Annotated in this window: 12 protein-coding genes and 1 tRNA gene; 5 read left to right on the forward strand and 8 right to left on the reverse strand. The window is 60.9% G+C overall.

Going from position 1 to position 20,780, the window contains the following annotated elements; all coding sequences use genetic code 11:
* Positions 1-12 precede the first annotated feature (12 nt).
* The 3 genes from DMP06_RS03800 to DMP06_RS03810 are packed head-to-tail and all read right to left on the reverse strand — an operon-like array spanning position 13 to position 2,475.
* Positions 13-852, reverse strand: a complete 840-nt coding sequence (locus DMP06_RS03800; protein WP_123208428.1) for a hypothetical protein — start codon at positions 850-852, stop codon at positions 13-15.
* A gap of 2 nt (positions 853-854) precedes the next feature.
* Entirely contained in the window at positions 855-1,886 is a 1,032-nt protein-coding gene (locus DMP06_RS03805) for a 4Fe-4S binding protein (RefSeq protein WP_123208429.1), read from the reverse strand.
* Complete coding sequence (locus tag DMP06_RS03810) at positions 1,879-2,475, reverse strand: 4Fe-4S dicluster domain-containing protein (RefSeq protein ID WP_161957807.1); 597 nt, start codon at positions 2,473-2,475, stop codon at positions 1,879-1,881. Before DMP06_RS03810 ends, DMP06_RS03805 begins: the two co-directional genes overlap by 8 nt.
* 328 nt (positions 2,476-2,803) lie before the next feature.
* On the opposite strand from DMP06_RS03810, the gene DMP06_RS03815 reads away from it, so the two are divergent.
* A complete protein-coding gene (locus DMP06_RS03815; protein ID WP_161957808.1) occupies positions 2,804-4,267 on the forward strand; it encodes a helix-turn-helix transcriptional regulator in 1,464 nt (487 codons plus the stop codon).
* 421 nt (positions 4,268-4,688) lie between these two features.
* Positions 4,689-5,678: a DMT family transporter gene (locus DMP06_RS03820; RefSeq protein ID WP_245962359.1), complete on the forward strand. Its 990-nt coding sequence runs from the start codon at positions 4,689-4,691 to the stop codon at positions 5,676-5,678.
* A 127-nt stretch (positions 5,679-5,805) separates the two neighbouring features.
* On the opposite strand, the gene DMP06_RS03825 is transcribed toward DMP06_RS03820, so the two are convergent.
* From DMP06_RS03825 to DMP06_RS03835, 3 genes are all read right to left on the reverse strand, one after another.
* Positions 5,806-9,495, reverse strand: a complete 3,690-nt coding sequence (locus DMP06_RS03825) for a leucine-rich repeat domain-containing protein (protein ID WP_123208432.1) — start codon at positions 9,493-9,495, stop codon at positions 5,806-5,808.
* Between the two features lie 287 nt (positions 9,496-9,782).
* A complete protein-coding gene (purE, locus tag DMP06_RS03830; protein ID WP_123208433.1) occupies positions 9,783-10,250 on the reverse strand; it encodes a 5-(carboxyamino)imidazole ribonucleotide mutase in 468 nt (155 codons plus the stop codon).
* A gap of 732 nt (positions 10,251-10,982) precedes the next feature.
* The gene (locus DMP06_RS03835) at positions 10,983-13,010 is read right to left on the reverse strand and encodes a DUF2207 domain-containing protein (RefSeq protein ID WP_123208434.1); all 2,028 of its coding nucleotides are present in this window, start codon (positions 13,008-13,010) and stop codon (positions 10,983-10,985) included.
* 80 nt (positions 13,011-13,090) lie between these two features.
* On the opposite strand from DMP06_RS03835, the gene DMP06_RS03840 reads away from it, so the two are divergent.
* Positions 13,091-13,181 (forward strand) — tRNA-Ser (locus tag DMP06_RS03840).
* An 807-nt stretch (positions 13,182-13,988) separates the two neighbouring features.
* On the forward strand, positions 13,989-15,779 hold the full coding sequence (locus tag DMP06_RS03845) for an InlB B-repeat-containing protein (RefSeq protein ID WP_161957809.1): 1,791 nt from the start codon (positions 13,989-13,991) through the stop codon (positions 15,777-15,779).
* A gap of 153 nt (positions 15,780-15,932) precedes the next feature.
* Here the strand turns inward: DMP06_RS03845 and DMP06_RS03850 are convergent, their stop codons facing one another.
* The gene (locus DMP06_RS03850) at positions 15,933-17,360 is read right to left on the reverse strand and encodes a response regulator transcription factor (RefSeq protein WP_123208436.1); all 1,428 of its coding nucleotides are present in this window, start codon (positions 17,358-17,360) and stop codon (positions 15,933-15,935) included.
* A gap of 251 nt (positions 17,361-17,611) precedes the next feature.
* Between DMP06_RS03850 and DMP06_RS03855 the strand changes: the two genes are divergently transcribed.
* Complete coding sequence (locus DMP06_RS03855) at positions 17,612-19,429, forward strand: flavocytochrome c (RefSeq protein ID WP_123208437.1); 1,818 nt, start codon at positions 17,612-17,614, stop codon at positions 19,427-19,429.
* A gap of 226 nt (positions 19,430-19,655) precedes the next feature.
* Here DMP06_RS03855 and DMP06_RS03860 read toward each other — a convergent pair whose 3' ends face one another.
* A complete protein-coding gene (locus DMP06_RS03860) occupies positions 19,656-20,711 on the reverse strand; it encodes a Fic family protein (RefSeq protein ID WP_161957810.1) in 1,056 nt (351 codons plus the stop codon).
* Between the last annotated feature and the right edge of the window lie 69 nt (positions 20,712-20,780).

Genomic DNA, 20,780 nt, shown 5'->3' on the forward strand with positions numbered 1-20,780 from the left:
TCCGTCTCACATTTACGCGCTAGCTCGGCCCATACGGGCGAGCAGCTCTTTCCCCTTCTCCGTGACTTTCCAGCCCTTGTTCCATGCCAGGCCGCCTGATCGCTCGAGCATGTCCAAAAAGAAGCTCGGTTGAAGCGGTTGGCCGTCGGCGTTGGAGGTCAGGCGCAAAACGTCTCGGCCTTGCAGCAGGTCGTGCACCTCCTTGTACGATCGCGGTTCGCTGCAGAACTCCATCACGTCCATATACGTGCCCATGCGCTGGGGCACCTTATCGAGCAAATCGCTTAAGCGTCGCTCAGGGGATAGCTGATCGCGTACCTGGTCGCCCACGGGAGTGGTCTCCACGGCGAAGCTCGCCACCAGATCGTCGGCCTCATCCTCGGTCAACCCCTCTTTGTCCTCGGGGTAGATGATCGACCCGTCTTCGGCCAGCTCCATCCAGGCAAGCCCGCCCGCATCCACCAAGGCACGAATCAGGCGATACGCAGGCTGTGCCGCATAGGGGTACTCGGGATACTCCACAACGTGCGCCTCCGCTTCGGCGAGGCTGCGGCGTTCGAGGCAGAACTCGAGAAGCTTCAGGTAAATCTCGCGATGACGGGGCGAGGCAGTCACCGTGCGCTCGAGTCGCGCCACCGCCTCCTCGAACGCCATGTCGTCATCCAGCGCCTCAGCGTCGGAGCCTCCTTCGCATTCGTTGGCTTCCGCATCGACAGACACCAGGTTGACGACGCCTTCTGTTTCCTCCTGAGCCTGCTCCTGGGCTTCGTCCTCAGCCACGAGCTGCTCCCAGAAGCGCTCGTTTTCCTCTATGCGGATGAGCTCCTCGGCTCCGATTCCTTTTGTCTCCATACCTACTCCTCCCCTACAGCCGTTGCGGTCGCTTTGGCCTCGACGCGCTTGTTGGATTTCGTGAAGCTCAGCGCTCCGTACGGGCACGATTCGATGCATTTGCCGCAGCGCGTGCATTCGGAAAGCGGACGATCGCCCAGGTCATCACACGGGTCGATATGCTCAGGACACACGCCGGAGCAGATGGTGCAGGGAGTTCCGTCGCTACGAACGCACAGCGATTTGTCGGCCTTGGGACGCGTGGTCTTATTGAACCCGGCAATCAGCGAAAGCAGGGCGCCCACGGGGCAGAAGCGGTGGCACCACTTACGCAGAAGCGTGAGCTCGAGAATCAGGATGACCGGGAAGATCAGCAGATCGAGCGTGGGCTCGTTGAAACCCGCCAAGCGATAGAACGCAATTGCCGTGGCAAATGTAAGGCCGATGGGGCAAATGAGGCAGAATACGGGGAACCCACAGATGGCGGCAGACCCCAACGCACCCGCCAGCACGAAATGCCTGCTGTCCAGCTTGGACTTGCGCGCCTTCTTCTTGGTGGAGTTCTCGGATTGCTCCGCAGCAGCAGCATCAGCATTCACTTCGATCGCCTTGCTCGCGCAGCAGCCACATGCGGCGCACCCGGCGCTTGAGCACTCATGCAGGCGCTCCCCCACGTGCTTCGCGGCATCGGCACACGCGACCTTATCCTTGTGACGCTGCTTGGCGCTTGAGAACAGGCTCGACAGCGGGGGCACCGGGCACACCCAACTGCAGAATGCCTTTCCAAACAGAAGCGCGATGACGACAACCGCCGCGATGGCGATAATCACGCGCACCACCACGGCCCCCGACCCGAATATGGATTCGAGCGCACCTAACGGGCAGATGTAGGCGATCGCGTCGTATCCAACGCTGCACAACGTGCCCGATCCGACACCCGCAACCAGGGCGATAAGAATCGCCGCGGGAACGATCACGCGCACGGCCTTGCGTACCTTCACAACGGCGGGCGTGGGAAGCTTCGCATGCTCGACGCTCTTCTTCTCGCTAGCCATTGCTCGTCCCCTTCATCTCGATGTTGATTCCGCGCCTACCCGTTCCGTCGTAGCTGCGGTAGGCGCTTGTCGGACACACGTACTCGCACGCGCCGCACCCGTTGCACTTCTCCTCGTCAACCACAAGCCTGCCGTTATCGTCCAGATACAGGGCTTCGTACTCACAGGCATCGATGCACGGCGCGTTGCACTTGGCCGAAACGCCATAGAGCTGGCATTCGTCCTCATCCACCACGGCGACGCCGATCTTGTCCTTGTGGGGGTCGAACGACGTAAGCGCTCCTGTGGGACATGCCTTGATGCAGAGGAATTCGCCGCCACACATATCGCAATAGCCTGAGCGGAAATCCATGCAGGGCGTTCGCGCGTTGATGATGCCGTCCTTCAGATAGCCCACGCCAATCGCGTGCGTTGGGCAAACGGCGCGGCATCGGTCGCAACGGATGCAGGCACCTTGGAGCAGGCCTTCGTCCTGGCCTCCAGGCGGGCGCAACTGCGGAGTCTCGCCCGCGAACGCTTTAACCGTTCCGCCCAGCGCCAAAACCGCCGCGGCGGCAACGGCCCCTTCCACCATCGTCCTTCTGCTCACGGAGGGCGCTTGCCGCTCTGTCGGCCCACCCTCCGTCAGAGGCTCGCTTTTGTTTTGATTGTTCATCGGCGCCCCCAATTCTCATCCCTTATGTCGCACCGTCTCTCGCGGCGCATCTTCAATTTAGGGCTCCAAGCGGGCGCTGAACATTCGCTGAAGCGCTTGTTTTGGCACTCAACAACCTCCATCAAAACGCTTATTTTTCGACGTTTTCCCAGGTCGCTGACGTAAGCGGCCCTTGAAGCCCTATTCGGGGGCATGGAGGAGCTTCCGGTGGGATACAATGGGCGCATTAGACACGCGCGAGAGCATGCAGAGGGGGAATGCTATGCAGGCTCAATCGGGGCTCTTCCCCTTACGCTTCTTGGGGTTCGGCTTTTTCTGGGGATGGCTATTTCTGGTCAACATCTCGCCTTCTCCGCTTCTTGGCTCGGCCCAAGGCATCGGCGATGTTCCCTTTGAAATGACTGAGCTTGCAGCACGCCTGCTTTTTCTCGTCGGTGCCATGGTCGTGTCGAGCCGAATCGCGTGCATCCGCAACTGGGTGCCCGTCGCAATCGCAGCCGGCATAACGGGCGCATGCGTCGCTCCCGTCGTGCTGCTCTCGGATACTCCCGGCATCGTCACTGGCGCCGCATTGGTGAGCGCCTTCGCCGAAAGCGCACTCTTTCTCATGTGGATGACGTTCTTCGGATACATGAAACTCGGAGAGACGCTCCTCCTGCTTGTTTCGTCCTATGCCATCGGGGCGGTCCTGTGCCTTGCCGCCATTTTCCTCGGCGACACGGCGATGACGGCCTGCGCAGTGGTGTTGCCACTCGCGTCGTGCGCCGCCCTGATCATGGCGCGCCGCTACGGCGATGCCGTTAAAGAGGAGCCTGAGCACGCGGCCGACAGGGGCCCCGTTCCCGTGGAAGAAGATGCCTATCGATCGCTACCGTTTGTGAAAATGACCGCGGGGCTCGCCCTGTACTCCTTCGGCTTCGCCCTGTACCTGGGAATCGCGCTGTTTCTTTCGGACCGCTTTCTTTTTGGGTACGTCGTTGAGCCTACGTGCGCGATTGCCCTTGCCTGCATCGTGCTCGTATTTGCCAAATTCTCGCGCTCACCTACGAAGCCCTATACGCTTTATCGCGCCGTTCCGCCGCTGATGGGCGTCGGCTTTGCCATGCTGGCAGTGGGGTTTTCGCAGCCGTTGCTCGCCGGCTTTTTCATCACGCTCGGTTTTCTGCTGTTCGAGGTGCTGGCCTATAACGATTACTGCAACCTCGTGAAGGCGGATAACTCCTCGTTGCTGCGCGCCATCGCGGGCGCACGACTTGCGAGTTCGGCGGGCATGCTCTTGGGCTGGGCAGTCGGATACGGTATGCAGCCGGTCATGGAAGTCAACGGGTCGAGCACCATCCTTGCCGTGCTCGCGCTCCTGTTTATCCTGTTCATAGCCACCATCGCGTTCACAGATTTGGATAGGAAAACGCTCGCCTCAATCGCCGATGACCGCGCCGTTCAAGAAGAGGCCGAGGCGATCGTGCCGAAGGAGGAGTTCTTCCCGTACTTCGCCGAATCCATTGGGCTTTCGAAACGCGAGGAGGAGGTGCTTGACCTGCTGCTTTCCGGCAGGACTACCTCGTATGCGGCAGAAAAGCTGTTCGTTGCCGAATCTACCGTGCGCGCCCATGTGCACAACATTTACCGCAAGGCCAATGTGCATTCGCGCATGGAGCTCATGGACGCTTTCGATGTGTTTTGGAGCGCCCGCCGCTCAGAGGCCGAAAAGAGCGACAACTCTTAGGAATTTGCATCAGGAGGCGCCGGCAATGACTCGGATGGGGCTATCCCCGACTGCAACGAGCGTGCGCGCCCAGAGCTTGGGTTCGACAAATCAGCCGTTAGGGGGCCTTCCGAAGAGCGCGCCGCCTCTTGACCGCCGGCGCATGATGCCCTTATAATGCACGCCGTCTAAAACACCGCGTGGACTTTTCCGGGCATTCCGTCATCTTTTCGCCACGCATCCGAGCAATCGGGTGCGTGGCTTTTTTATTGCCCTGGCGCCACGGCCTGCGGCACGGAGCGCGCTCGCGGGCCTCCGGACGCAGCACGGGGCGCTGCTTGCTAGAGGCACGGCTCCTTGCAACGCCAATGCGGAATGCGCTAGATGTAGCAAGATGCACCCAAAAAGTACGCTACGCGTCGAACGACTTTGAAAGGACGCCATGGAAAACGCCAGCTCATCCGCCATCGAGGCACGTCCCTCCGCCGGCATGTCGCAGGAGGCAACGCCCCGCGTCGAGAGCACCCGCCAGTCCGGCGCGTCACGCCGGGCAATCGCCTCCGCCCAGGTGTTTCTGGCCGGGGCCTGCTACGGCGCGATGGCCACCACGTACAAGCTTGCTTATGCGGCTGGGTTCACATCGAGCCAGGTCGTCGCCGGGCAGGCGTGGCTCGCGCTCTTATTTTTCGCCATCGCCACCGCCTTGGGTCGAGCGCGCGGCCAGCGGCTTACACGCTTGAGCGCCATTCAAGCCTTCAAGCTCATGGGGCTGGGCGTTCTCACCTGCACAACGTCCATCCTCTATTGCTATGCCATGAGCGTGCTGCCCGCGCCCGTTGCGCTCACGCTGCTGTTCCAGTTCACGTGGATCGGCCTGGTCATTCAGGTGATTTCCACGCGTCGTGCGCCGCACGCATGCGAGATGGTGGCGCTGGCCGTCATCTTGGTGAGCACCGTGTTCGCGAGCGGGCTGTACGGCACGGGCCTCGATTCGCTTGACCCTGCGGGCATCGCATGCGCTCTGGGCGCGGCAGTATCATGCGCGCTGTTCGTGACGTTTTCGGGAAAAGTGCAGGTGACGTGCTCCTCCGCGCAACGCGGGCTCGTGGTTATGACGGGTGCGGCGGCGCTCTCGCTTTTCTCATGCCCCGACTTCTTCGCGTCGGGCGCGCTGCTCCAGGGTTTCGCGCCCTACGCCGCCGTTGCTGGGCTCTTTGGCATGTTCTGCCCCGTCATTCTCTTTGGCCTGGGAGCGCCGCACCTCTCATCGGGCCTTTCCACCATCATGGCATCGGCCGAGCTGCCCATGGGCCTGCTCATCTCCATGATCGTACTGGGCGTACCGCTGGGCATCGTGGAGTGGGCCGGCGTTGCCGCCATCCTCGCCGGCGTGGTAATCGCCCAGCTGCCCAACCTTATGCCACGCCACTGAATAAGTTTCGATTCAAATCGAAACTTCGAACGTACGCAAGATATTTTGAGCCATGCATGCAAAAGGCCCCGAACTCATCATGTTCGAGGCCCTAAGCCAAAAGTACCCGAGAAAAACAGCTCGGCCGTTAGCGGCGGGTGCGCCTGAGGGCGATGATCGCCACCACAAGCACTACGGCCGCGACCGCAACCACGCCGATGGCGATGGGCACCACGGCACCGGTCAGGTCATTCGTGCGCGAGAACTCGTGCGCCTGGCTGGAATCGGAGCCCGACGCGTTGGCGGTAGAGCCAGAGCCCTGGCCACCGGAATCGGACCCCTCATCGGAGCCGCCCTGGCCGCCTTGCGAACCTTCGCCCTCACCGGTTTGGCCGCCGCCCTGGCCGGGGTTGCCGCCAGGCGTATCGGGCTCCTCGTATGGCTTCACGTCCACGCTCGCCTCGACCACAAGGATGCCGGCTTCGTCGCCACCATCCGCCACCGTGGCTCCCGTATCATAGGAGTACATGAATCCACGCGCCGCATCGTCCGCATTGGAGAATGTCACGGCATGCGTCGCTTCGTCATACGCGCCCGCACCGGGATAGAGCCCCATCAAGCCATCGGCGATCGACGAGAGGTCGACCACTACCGATTCGTCCTTCTGCTCCGCGCCCTCGAACACGGGTGTCTGGGGCCGGAGGTCTCCTCCGCCGGCCGCAACCAGCAGGCACCCATCAAGATTCATGCCGCCCAAATCAAGCGACTTCAGCTTGTTCCCGTAAGCGATCAAGGATTTAAGCGTTTGCCTGCTGCCCTCGGGAATCACCAGCTCTGACAGCTGGTTATCGCCCACGCTCAAACTCGTCAGAACGGCAGATTGGGGAATCTCGAGCTGCGTCAGCCCCGTGCCAGACACATAAATCTCAGTAAGCGGGGCATCACCGGCAAACGTAAGCGACTCCAAATTGCCCGCCCCGTCAACCCATACGCTGCTGAGCGCGTGCTGCGCCGACAGGTCAAGCGACGCCAGGGCGCCGGCGCCGTCGATCCGCAAATCGCGCAGCGCGGCTTGGCGGGAAAGGTCAAGGGCCTCAAACCCGCCGCCGCCAAGGGTAAGCGACTCAAGCTGCGTCAGCCCCGAAACGTCGAGCTGGGTAAAACCGCTGCTCAGCAAGCTAAGGGAAAGCGACTTAAGCTGCGTGTTTGACGAAAGGTCAAGCTGGGTGAAGCCCTCGCCCAAAGCGCTCAGGCTTAGCTCCTCAAGCCCCGCAAGATGCGACACGTCAACGCTATTCAGCAATCCGCAATTGGAAACCACCAGGTCAGCAATATCAACGCCCTCACCAAACGCAAGCGACTCGAGCGAACGCAGCTCGGCAACGTCCAAAGACCCAAAGCTCATGGAGCCGGCAAACGACAGGCTTGCCACCGACGCCGAAGAGCCCGTCAATGCGTCGTTGTCAAAAATAACCGTGCCCGCCGCAAGCGAAGGCGATTCAACCGTCACGCTTTGCACGCCATCCCTAGCGCCCACCAAAAGCCCATCAAGGCTCATGGCAGGGAGCTTGAGCAAGGCATCGCCCTGGTCGGAGAGGGTGATTATCACGTTTTTCAGCCCAGTAAGATGCTCCATGCCGCTTTTCGCATAATCGGCCGCCGGCACGTCGCGGCACCGCAGCATCTGGCACTCCGCAATGGCGTCGGCATCGCCCGCCGAGACCACATGGTTCGCGTCGTAAGCATCCTCGCGCCCGAGCGCCTGCTGCCAGACGACCGTCGCAAACGAATCCACCGGGAACACATCGCCCATGCGCTGACCCTCAAGAGCGAACACCGTCCTCACTGAAGCCGCAGGTGCCTCGAGGTTTTCGGCAGCTGCGACAGTCTGCAGGTCACCGAAGCCCATAAGAGGCTCCGACAGCGTTGCAACCTGAGCGCCGGCGGGTTTCACCGTGAACAGGCCGTCCGCCATCGCAATCTCCTTGGCCAACACAGCGGCCGGAGCAAGAAGGCTCGGGTCTGCGTCATCGGGGCGTGCGGCATTCACCCCAAAGGAAGACGACCCTCCCGTCAAATCCACGTTGATAGCTCCGTTCGGCGCGAACACTGCACCGAAGCTCGCCGCGTTTTGGGCATCCACGACCACCGACGAGCGCCCCTCCACGTTAATGTCGCCCTCCCAGGCATCAACGGCGGAGCTGAACGCGCCCTGAGCGGAAAGCGCCGCGTCGAAAACGGCAACCGACCCATGCTGGCTGTCCAGCCCGTAATACGCGCGACCTGCAACGTCGTCCGTCGCCGTCAGAGTGACCGCATTGCCGCGACCCTGCACCGCAATATTGTCATCGCACCTGATGGCAGTGGTAAAAGGCGCATCGTTTGCAGCATCTTCGGCAGAAGAGAGCGCTATCGAGAGGTTTGCCTGGATAGTCGCGCTTTGGGCGCGCACGACGCTTACGGCCTCCTTGTCCGCAACGGCATGACGCACATACGTTATGGAAAGCGACGAGCCGTCCGGCGGAACAGAGCCGACGATATCCAGCGCACCGCCCGCATAAATCGCCCCGGCAACCTGCGAGGCATCATCCACCGTAATCGTGCTTGGCTCGCCCTGGATTTGGATGCGCAGGTTGCCCGCCGTGTAAATGGCGTACTTCGTAGAACCAGCGCCGCCCGCCTGGTCAATGGAGGCGCCGTCAAGCGTAAGCGTGGGCGTGCCGTTCTCATACGTCAGCTTCACTCCGTCCTCCTCGAACGGAGCGTCGTGGCGCACACCGCCCACCCAAACGCTGGCGGCCTCGGCGGATTCGGCCACCGTGAATCGAACGGAAAAGCTGCCCAGCTCCTCAATGCCGCCGCCGGCAGGCTGCAGCACGCCCTGAACGGTGGCTTCGCCATTTTCAAGAGCCACCGTGGCCGCGTTGTTCTCCCAAGACGATTCGACAAGGCCCATGGCAATGCCCGGGAATGCTGAGAGGTCAACGGTTACCTGCGCATCAAGCGGAGTGCCCGCAGGCAGTTCCACCGTGAAATCGGTCTGCGTATCCTCTTCGGCCGCCACCGAAACAGAAGAGCCCCCGTTGACCGCATAGGAAAATTCCGTCAAAAACGGCTGAATCCACGCTTCATCGATACGCTGGCCGGAGGCAAGCACGCACTCGCGCCATTCATCGCTGAGAGAGAAGGCGCTGCGATACAAAACCGACAAATCAGAACCGGTACCGTTTTCCACGACAGCATTCACGCCCCGCTCAAGGCAGGTGCCAAGTCGGAACGCATTGCATACACGCCCATCCGGCAGCGATACCTGCGTTCCTGCAGAGCCGCCATCCGTAACCGTGAACGACAAACCCGAAGTCACCTTAAGAGGAAGATCGACGTAGAGCGCAAACGTTGCGGCCTCGGGCAACGAGGCAAACGCATCCGCATACAAGGCGAAGGCGCTGGCATCCGCCACAAGCTCGCCGTCGAATCCGTCGAACGCGTCGGGGTTTACGCCCACGACGCCGAAAAGGTAGTACTGATTCCCGATCGGGGCGCTCACCTCGGTGCCCAGATGGTATTCGCCCGTGTCTTGAGGCGGCCCCGCCAACTCGGGAACATAGCCCGCAACCTGGGCCTGATAGATGTGCGCCTCATCATCCTGCGTCACTATCTCATACACGAGGCCTTCCGCCTCAAACGTATCGCCCACAGCAGCGTATGCGGCCCGCGGAGCAAGCGCCATCAGGCACGCGACAAACGCAAGCGCTGCAGCCATGGCCATTCCAAAACGCACGCAAGGCCTTGCAAGCCCGACGCTGCGCCCATCCATTCCCTGCGTTATCGTGGTCATGATTCTCCTATCAAAGCTTTGGTCGCATTGCGCGAAACAGAAAAGGCCCCGTCGCTTTTACGCGACATGGGCCAGAAAATAGCGTGCGATATCGGACCGGAGCCGATATCGGACCGGAGCCCCGGCATCACAGCCGGATGCTGCGTCGAAGACCCGACAACACGACATGCGTCGGGCCAAAGCCGCTGGCATCGCAGCACGACGTTGGACCGATTCCTCAAACGCCCAGGCGCTCATCAGCTCACGCCCTCGGCGGGATGGCCCGACCTCCCAAACGCCCGCGTGCGCTATTCGGCCATCTTGGCCTTGAAGTCCTTGATCTTCTGGCGAGCGCCTTCGCAACCGGTTCCCATCATCTGCACGGCCAGGATGGCGGCGTTTTTGGCCCCGTTGATGGCCACGCATGCCACGGGCACGCCGGAAGGCATCTGCACCATGGAGAGCAGGGAATCGAGACCTCCCAGATCGGAGGTCTTCATGGGCACGGTGATAACCGGCAGCGGGGTGTAGGCCGCAACTACGCCGCCCAGATGCGCAGCCTTGCCGGCGGCGGCGATGATCACGCGCAGGCCGCGCTCTTCGGCGCTTTCGGCCCAAGCGTGTACCTCGAGCGGCTTGCGGTGGGCGGATGCCACCTTGACCTCGTACGGCACACCGAACTCATCCAGCTGCTTCATGCAGGGCTCCATGGCGGGCATATCGCTCTCGCTGCCCATGATGATGCCAATGACCGGGGTTTTCTCTTCGCAGCCCATGGTTGCTCTCCTTACCGCCGCATGCGCGGCGCTCGCGTTTTAAGTCGGGGAAAGTATACGCTAACACGCCCCGCCTAACGCGACGGCACCTCTCGACACGACAAAAGCACGCATCGCGACTTGGTGGAAAGCTCACGTTTAGAATGATTCCCGGATTTCCCTGCTGAAAAAGTCGCGTTTAGCGCGATTTCCGGACTCCTCTGCTGAAAATGTTGCGTTTAGCGCGAACAACAAGCCGCGCCAAAAGGGGGCGGCGGAAGCCTTGCGCACGTTTCCCCAGGTCACAGCTTTTGGCACACTCCATTTCGCCCATTCTGCACCTAATCGGTCGTTCTAAACGCGAGTTTTTCAGCAGCAATGTGCCCAAATCGCGCTAAACGCGAGTTTTTCAACATCAATAGAAAGCGCGGAAGGGCTGGGCTGGGCTGGGCTGGGCTGGCCGACCCGCTCCGCCCCCGCGGCACCAAATCACTCTAAAGCTGGCTTCTACCAGCAAAGTTGGTTGGGTCCTTTGACGCACCTCGCTAGCGAGCGCCCTATCGGCCCGCGCCTTCCGGCGTGCGCTTTGCCCGGTTGCGCTCCGCCGTATCCGCGCTCTGCCATATCCGCGCTCCGCCATATCCGCGCCCCCGCCAGTCCGCGCCATCAAACGCCTCAACAAAAACTAGCGCACGCCAAGCGCCGCAGCCACCTGACAGCACGCTGGCGGACAGAGCTTGATGCGGCAGCTCCCTAGCGCGCGCCACCGCCTCCGCCGCCGAATCCGCCGCCGGAAAACCCGCCGCCACCGGAGAACCCGCCGCCGAATCCGCCGCCGCTGCTGAACCCGCCGCTCGCAGAGCTCAGGGCCGCGCTCGCTACCGACATCGTGTTGGATTGCATGGTAGAGAACATATCCGCCGGGCTCGCAATGGTCGAAGCGGCATTCATGCCATAGTAGTGCGGCATGTACCAGTAATACATGGGGGCAAAGCCGGGGTCGTCAATTATTTCGGGCATGCGCGTCTGCAACGCCTTGATGGCCTCTTCCGCCACGCCAAAAATGTAGGCATACACCATCATGTCGCCCCACACCTTCACGTCGGTGGGAAGACGCTCGTCGAGCGCGCTGAAGTCCTTCAGCCAATTTCGCAGAGCCTCGCACTTGGCATACAGCTCCACCGCCTGCGTGCTGCGGCGGCTCATGAAGCGCCCGATGACAAACAGCACCACCGACGCAGGTCCCAGCGCAATCAGGGGAATGAAGTTGGAGAACATGAAGATGCCCACCAGGCCCGCAATGATGCCGAGAATTCCCAGCGAGGTCATGAGCGCCTGATAGTGGTTTCCCTTTGCCTCGAAGAAGTTGTAACGGTTGGTCTCGGCGCTGAGGATGCCCTGCCATTCGTTCATGGAGGCCACAAACGCCTCGGGGTTGTCCTGCCCGTATTGACTGATCGTGCCGAACCACAGCGAATCGGTGCCTTTGCCCGCCTTCTCGAACAGCACGTCTATCGCCTCTTCGTCGATGGGGCTTCCGGCCACCTTTTCTTGCCACCCGGGCAAGCGCGTGATGTAGTAATCTTGCACGGTTTTCTGGCCGCGGCCATCGGGCACCTGGTACTGGCCTGCATCTATGCGCAGCACGCCGCGATGCGACAGATGCATAAGCGTGGCAGTGAAATCGTCCTGGCTCTGAGCATCCCAGCGCCACAGGCGAGCGATCACCGCGGGATGAATGCTCGGATCGGGCACATCGCGCCAGTACTGTTCTTGGAACACAGGCTTGTGCTCCTTGCCGTGGCGGAAGAACATCCACAGCGCCCACACAATGCTGCCGATGGAGATGACCAGGCATACCACGATAAACGCGAGCGCACGCAAACGCTCCGCATTGGCCTGGTTGGCCAAGCGCGATTCCTCTTCGAGCACCGAATCGAGGCGATCGCCCGTATGGCGAACGGGCGACGTGGAGTCGACCCCGCTCACCCACTCCGCGGGAAACGTCGTGCGGACCTCCGCGTAGCCGCCGGCGGAAACCCGGGGGACGGCGAGCGCGATGGTGGCATCATCCTGGATGTCCACCGTGCCATCGAGCGGGCCGTGCGCCCACGCGCGCACCGTCTCATCGCCCGACCCGAGACTGGTGCCGCTGGGCGCGGGCAGATGAACCGTCGCGGTTACATGACTGCTATCGACCGCCCAGCCATGCCCTATGAATTGCCAGTACAGCTCGGCAACATCGTCATAAACCTGCACGAAGTTCGAGATGGTGTAGGAGATGGTTATGACCGAGGTAGCGTCCTCCGCATCAAAGAACACATACAGCGTGCCGCGCGCCTCATCAAACGAATAGGATGTGGTTCCGGGGCCGCCCGCATCGCGCCATTCGAGCTCAAATGGCACCTCGGACAAGCTTTCGTTTGCCGCCGGGGCGGAATCCACGCCAGAGCCCGACGCCTGGGGCTCGGTCATCGACACGCCGTCGATGGTCACCTCGGATGCGTCAGAAGGCAAGTTCTGACCGAGCTCCCACCACACCGCCGTAAAGGCGCCGTCGAACGTGAACTCGCGCGACTCGGTGACCGAAAGAGAGCCGTCTTTATTCACCGTGGCATCGATAGTCACGTTGGGGCAAGTGTACTCTTTGGCATAGGCCGACGCGTGCGGCGCGAAAAAGCTCATTGCCATGACGGCCACGAACAATCCCAAAAGAAGCGCCGCTACGCGCAGCGTGCGGCGTTTGGATGAATCGCAGAAGTATGTGACGCTGGGCTTCATTGAGCCTCCTATGTTCAATCTGTAGTGCGGCCTTGCATTTCGCACGCAATAACGATACCATGCTTCGCGCACCTTTTTGCGGAGAGCTGACCGAGAGGCCGAAGGTGCTCGCCTGCTAAGCGAGTATACGCCAAAAGCGTATCTGGGGTTCGAATCCCCAGCTCTCCGCCAGAGAATGTATTGCGGGTCCGGAGCTTTCCGGACCCGTTTTTTATTGCGCACTACAGGGATTCGAACCGATGAGGTGGATTCGCGTAAAGAAAACTGCCCGGTGGGCAGTTTTTAGCGAATCGCCCGAGGGCTTTAGCCCGAGGGGCTGAGCGTTCGCAAAGCGAACGCGGGAATCCCCAGCTCTCCGCCAGAGAATGTATTACGGGTCCGAAGCCTTCCGGGCCCGTTTTTTATTGCGCCAGCTTTTCAACCAGCGCTTCCGTGCCCAAAGCGCCAAGGCGGTACGCAGGGCATCCTGCAGCTCCACCCGAAAGACTTCGCCCTCCAAACAATGGACCACGACGGTACTGGCTCAGACCCAGAGAGCCCACGTTGATACGAGCAAATTCAGAAAACTGGACAATTATTTTCGGCTTTCTACCGTTTGACGGCTTTTCATAGCGCCACCTACATCGATTCTGAACTGTTTCGGAGCCGTTTGGGTGAAAAATGGGGTAATTTCACAAAGTTGCAAGTGGCTAACAGTAGAATAACGAAAATTATTGACCCGATTCTAAGAAGCTCTTTTATAAGAACACCCCTACGCTTGCGCAGATGGGCCCGGAGGGCCCCTTTGCGACAGCCGTCAAGCCAAAAAGCTTTCGGCATGCCGCGATTCAACCCCGACCCCAAAACCCCTCAATCTCCATCCATCCTCCTTTCTTCCCGCTTGACGGCGCCGCGGCGTCGCTTGGTAGTTTCGGCATATCTATAAGAAATGCCCACCATCTCGCGTTTTGCAAAACGAATCGCGTAGAAAGGACCGCCATGACACACGCCATAAGAAAGAGGGGGTACCTTGCCGTAGCCGCCCTGCTCGTGTGCGCAGGAATCGCCACGCAGGCGACACCCGCATTTGCAAAGGAAGAATCCGGTTGCGAGACAATTGAGACATACCTAATCAACGAAGACGAGAGCAGCTCGCCCTACGGCCTCTTCGAGGATATAGCTCCTCGCGAATCAGACAATTTCAGCCTTGAAGACATTCACACCCTGCAACCCACCGTCCCCGGCGTAGGCTCCCTCAACAAGCCGGGGAACACGTTCCCGCTGGCCGGCGAATACGGCAAGATTGTTCTGGAGCCGGGGGCCAGCGTAAACTGGGGCGGCGTCTCGCCCAAAACGTTCACCGCAGAAATTCCCCACCAGCCCGGCAAAACCCAGGTATACAACGTGACCGGCACCTTGCTCTCCGTGGCTGGAACATCTGTGGGAGGAACGTATTCCGACGGCAATAACTCCGAGTACGTTTCTGCCTCGTCGGAATATCTCTCGCTCGGCGGCAGCATGAAGGGGCTCAAAGAAACACCGCCCGATACGCCGGTGTGCGTCTACTACTGGCTGACCCTTACGGGCGAAGCGGCCGACGGCAGCAGCACAACCGTTAACGCAGTCGTGGGGTTCCAGGTGACCGTAGCAGATAATCTGCCTTTAACCTACGTAGGGGCAATTGCCTACGACCCCAACGGGGGCGCCCTCAACGACCCCTCGCTCACTTCCTACGAATGGCGCAACTCGTGGGATGAGACATTCCAAAAATCCGACCTCAGCCAGGTGCAAAAAGTGACGGCCCCTGAGCCGCCCGACTCCATGGACTTTGCGGTTATAGACACGCTGCCTGTTCGCGACGGATACAAATTCCTGTTTTGGAAGTCCCCGTTCGTCGACGACGGCGATTCAACCTTGATGCTTCGAGGGGCGGGCAGCATGCCGGACGCATCCGAGGCGCCGATCAAATCGGGCAGATACGAATCCACTCTCAAGCTGATCGACGACAAAGACCTCTATCCGGTTTCCGATGTAGAGACGAACGCCTGCTACGAGCCGGCGATTTATCTCACTGCGGTATGGGACAAGGAATTCAGCCTGCGATACGATTCCGCGGGCGGCGCGCCCAACCCCCAGGGCGAAGAAGGTACATTTGGCATTCACGAAGACACCTCGCCCAACACCGAGACGAAGAAGTTCTTGGCAGCCGATGCGCCAGAACGCGAGGGGTACGCGTTCAAGGGCTGGAGCGGTTCCAACGGCAAGAGCTATGCTCCGGGCGACGAGGTCCAGATCCCCTACGACGACCCGCATCTCGTGCTGACCGCCCAGTGGGAGAAGACGCCCGACCCGACGGAGCCCGGCGGCGGCGATAACCCCGGCGGCGGCGACCCCGACAATCCCGACAACCCTGGCGGGGGCGACAACCCTGGCGGGGGCACCGACCCGACCGACCCTCACAACCCCGGCACCGATCCCGAGAAGCCGGAAAAGCCCAGCAATCCCGAGAATCCGGGCGGAGGAAACAATCCCGGCGGCGAGCACGGAAACAACCCCGACAACCCGCATGGCAACGGCGACAAGCCAGGCGCCAAGAGCGACGGCGGCCACGGCAGCACCAAGAGCGCGTCCGACAAGAGCAAAACGCCCGCAAAGCAAACAGGCGGCACGTCGATTCCCCAAACCAACGACGCTTCGTTCGTCTTCGCAGGGGCGGCAGCCTTGATAGGATCCGTCGGCCTCGCTGCCATCATCCTTGCGGTCCTTCGCATGCGCAAGCACCGCAACTAGAAATCAGTCTCCTATGCAAATGCCGCCTTTCGAGGCGGCATTCTTGCGTTACGCCCGCGTTCGCGAGCAATGCGGCCAGCCCTGCGCCGCAAAGCCAACGCGTCTCCGCCCCCAATCTAACGTTGCGACCTAGAACGCACATCCGTCCGAAGTCTAACGTTGCGACCCCGAACGCTCCGGGTCGTCGAAAAGGGCAAACAGCTCGGTCCTGCTGTGCACCCCGAGCTTTTTGTAGATATGGCTCACATGCGCCTTTATAGTGCCCTGCGCTATGAACAGAGCCTCCTCCATTTCCGCCATGGTTTTTCGCTCAACCAGCAGCCTCAGCACCTCGCCCTCTCGGGAGCTAAGATCGTGCTTGCGCGAAAGCTCCTCGACCCGCAAAGCGCGCCATCTTTCGTCGGAAGCAGCGAGCAGCTCCCCTCCGTCTTTCAGGCTTATGCCCCATTGCGCCGAAAGCTTGCGCTCCGAGAAAAACACCACCGCAAACACCGCCGCCACGACGAAGGTGATGACAAGATAGGCGGTCGACATCTCTTGCGAGCCAAGCGTACCGGCAAGCACCGCGGACGACCCCCACCCAATTGATTCGGCCACGTAGCGAATGCCGCGCTCTATTCCGCAAGCCCACACTGCGTTCACACCATAGCGGTATGTGATGTTGCCAAACACGATCACCATCAGAATAGTGAGCATGGTATATCCGGCTTCGTACCCCACCGCCGTGAGGAACGACCCGCCGGTAACCGCCGGAGAAACAAAAAGAAACGCAATGATGAACAGGGGGAATGCGAGTTCGTATACCGTGTCGAAATTGAACCAGCGCATTTGCACCAGAACGCCCACGCATACCAGGGCGCACGCCCCTAATGCCCCGGCAACGTTTCCCGCGCTGAGCGCTTGGGCGGGAAGCGCCCCAAAGGCTGCGGCAAACGAACAGGCGGCCATCAGAACAATGGGTTTCCAGGGAATGACCCGTGAAGCTGCGCCGGCGCCATGGGCGGGCCTCTCGTCGCGAGGAAGTCGCGACACGCTCGCATGAACGGTTGCTATGCAGGCAGCGGGAAGAACAAGCGAGAAAAACACCAGGTAGCTTATGTCCATTCCCATGAATAGCCATTTCAGGATTTCGCCGAAGCCTATGCCCATGGCGTGGTACAGCGCTACGCGCGCGGGGTTGATGGAGCCATAGAATTCCGCCCACATAAGAATAACGGCAGCGAGCCCGGCACCGGCAAGCACCAGCCCAACTGCACTGAGCGGCGCAACGCCGCCGAAACACCCTGCGGCAATGCAGGCCGCTCCGCATGTCATGCATGCCCACGATGCCCCGACCACCGCGCGATTCGACCATATAGGGCATATGCGCCTCGCGGCAAGAGCGAGGATGAATGATGCGACGCCTATGGCCGCCTCGAACAAAAAATAGCTCGGAGCGTTCATTCCGGGAAACGCTTCGTATCGAAAAAACAACGCCAGCCACGCCCTGTACAGGCCAACGCCCAAGAACACAAATGGAACCGCCGCCATTCGGTTCGCCATGGAGCGACACTGATCCGCCGCCCCGCGCAATGATTCCATGCTCACCCCTCCCCAAGAGCACATCGGCGCAACGCGCAAAACCTGTACATCATAAGCAAAACACCTAGTCGCGGCTAGGGTTATTGATGGGTTAATTATTTAACCGCACCGGACGATTGCCGCAACGGCATGACCGTCATACAGTTGCAGCGAACTCGGACGGAGCATGCGGCACAGGCCGCGCCCCGCCGACGCGAAATAATGGGACGCCGGACAATCGCAACGGCGCCCACCACCAAAGGAGGGGAACAATGAAAAACGTATCGCGCAGGAATTTCATAGCGGGCGGCACCGTTGCAGCAATCGGCAGCGCGTTGGCGCTCGCGGGCTGCACCCCCAGCAAATCGAGCGAGGGAAGCTCGGAGGGGGCCTCGTCGAACGGCACCGGCATCGCCACGGCTCAGGCCATGGGCAAGCACGGAAACATGGATATCGAGGTTTCTGCCAAAGACGGCGCCATCGATCGCATCACCGTGCTCAGCTCTCGCGAGACTCCTGGCCTAGGCGACCACGCCATGGAGCAGCTCACCAAGCAGATTATCGACAGCCAAACGCTCAACGTTGACACCGTGAGCGGCGCCACCTTGTCGAGCATGGCATTCATCTCGGCCGTGGGCCAAGCGCTGGATGCCATTGGCGAGGACTCGAGCGATTGGCAAGGCCGCGACAAAGCCGCCTCTGAAGCCGAGCCGCTGCCCGAGTCGGCCGATGTGGTCGTTGTAGGCGCTGGCGGCGCAGGCTTTGCTGCAGCCATTAGCGCCGCCAACAAGGGCGCCAACGTGGTGCTACTTGAGAAGATGGGCGTCTACGGTGGCGACACCGCCCTCTCGGGCGGCGAGATGGCCGCGCCCGGCAACTGGATCCAGGCGCAGGAGGGCATCAAGGACAGCCCCGACAACCTCGCCGAAGACATGCTCGTGGGCGGCGACAACAAAGCCGACCCGGAGCTGGTTCAGGTCATCGCCGAAGGAGCACTGGATTCGTCCCAGTGGCTCACCTTTGAGGCGGGCGTTTCGTGGAAGCACGACCTCATGCAGTTTGGCGGCCACAACATCAAGCGATCCATCATCCCCATTACCCACAGCGGCTCCGAGATGACCACCAAGCTCACCCGCCGCGTGGGCGAAATCGACAACATCGCTTTGTTCAACAACTCGCAAGCCACCGAGCTGGTCAAAGACGGCGATGCCGTCACGGGCGTGAAGGTCAAGAACACCTTGACCGGTGAAGAGTCCACCATCTCCTGCAAGGCAGTGGTTTTGACCGCGGGCGGATTTGGAAGCAACGTCGAGATGCGCGTCAAGTACAACCCCGATATGGACGACAAGATTCTTTCCACCGACTCGGTGGGCGCAACGGGAGACGGCATCGTGATGGGCGAGGCAGCGGGCGCTGACCTGGTAGATATGGAGTACATCCAAACCTACCCCGTGTGCGACCCCGAAAACGGTTCTCTTCTGTACGTGGGCGACGTGCGCCTTGAGTACCAGGGCCTGCTGGTGAACAAAGAGGGCCAGCGCTTCGTGGAGGAGCTTGACCGCCGCGATGTCATTTCCAATGCCATTACCGAACAGACCGATTCCATTGCCTATGTGCTGTTCAATCAGGCTGGCGCCGACAAAACCGGCCTGCTCGAGGTGCATAGCGATGAGTACGAAAACTGCGAATCGCGCGGCGTGGTTGTGAAGGGCGACACCATCGACGAGGTGTGCGAGGCCATGGGCGTTGACGCCGAGGGTCTGAAAGCGACCATCGAAGCGTGGAACGGATACTGCAAAGACGGCAAGGACCCCGAGTGGAACTACCGCGGCGAAATGAACCCGATCGAGGACGGCCCGTACTATCTGCTCGCCTGCAAGCCTGCCGTGCACTACACCATGGGCGGCCTGCGCATCAACACCTCCGCCGAAGTGCTCGACAAAAACAAGCAGCCCATTGCCGGCCTGTTTGCGGCAGGCGAGGTCGCCGGTCACAAGATGGGCACCAACCGCCTTGGCTCCTGCTCAATGTCTGACATCTACACCTTCGGCCGCATAGCCGGCGAAAACGCCGCGGCGTACACGGCCTAGCGCAACGCCAACGCGTCGGCACAGCGCCAGCAAGGCGCATCCCTCCCGCCGACGCATTACCCCGCGCGCACCTGCCACCTCCCTCCCTTACCGAATCGGGCAGGTGCGCGCATGATGAAGGGGCGTCGTCCTTTTTTGGGCGGCGCCCCTTCGCTCGGTGCTGTTGCAGCTTTTACGGCGCACGAACACGCTCTGCATCGGAGAGCATTCGTGCGCCCGATAAACCCTACTCCCTCCAGCGATACGCCGTCGAGCGCCCGGCGCCGAGCTTTTCCACCACGTCTTCCTTGACCATGCGGCCAAGCTCCGCCTCAACGGTCGCCTCACTCACGTCGGCGAGCGCAGCGCGGATCTCGCGTTTCGTCACAGGCCGATTCGCCCGTTGGACAAAAAGGCGCACCCGCTCGGATTTTCCCGCGCCTGCAGCTCCACTCATTTCCAACGCGGCGAACAGGCGCCTATATGCCTCATGTATTGTCTCGAGCCAATACAGCGCGTAAGGAGAGTAGTCGTTTCTGCCCACGTCCCATCCCTCGACGCACGCATTGAGCGCATCGTAATACGCCATTCCCGACTCCTCAATGATGCGATCCACGCTCATATAGCGGAGCACCTCGAAACCCGCCTTTTCAAGCAGCAGATTGGCAAAAAGACGCGAAATGCGCCCGTTTCCCTCATCGAATGGGCGTATCGCAAGAAAATCCACCGTGAACACGGCGCTCAGAATAAGCGGGCTGCACGAGCTGGCCAAAAACGCATCCGCAAGGCTATCGCATGCCCCGCCCAAAACAAGCGGGGTCTCGAACGCAGTAATGGGGCTTACCGGCATAGCGCGCGGATGCCCATCCACCTGCACATACATATAGTCTTTCTTGCGGTAGCGGCTCTTTCGACCAAGATTGCGATGCGAATACAGCGTCTCATAGAGCTTGAGGATAGTGGCGGTCGAGAGCGGCAGACTGTCGCCGTCTCCCCCGCACGACTCCTCGACAAGCGCGAGCGCCTGCGCGTACCCCGCTATCTGCGACTCGGCGTCCCCCGACGGCTGCTTCCCCTCGACGATTTCCCTCACGCGAGCGGTGGGCAGGTAAAACCCCTCTATGCGCATGGAAGCATCCACGTTGTCGAAGCGGGCCTCGCGCCGCAGGGCCTCAAGCGCATCGGGATGCGCCCTCCTCAAGGCCTCGAACGTGCCCCGGTCTTCGTAGAGGCGCACGTTTGCCGTGCCCACCTTGCCGTCGAACAGGTTCTGAGGAAGGTGGCGGTAATCGAATGTACGCATGGGAACCTCGATTCGAATTAGGCAGAAACCCTCATGCTTTCTGCCTAATGATACGTCGGAATCCGGCAC

The sequence above is a fragment of the Slackia equolifaciens genome (genome assembly GCF_003725995.1).
GTDB lineage: Bacteria > Actinomycetota > Coriobacteriia > Coriobacteriales > Eggerthellaceae > Slackia > Slackia equolifaciens.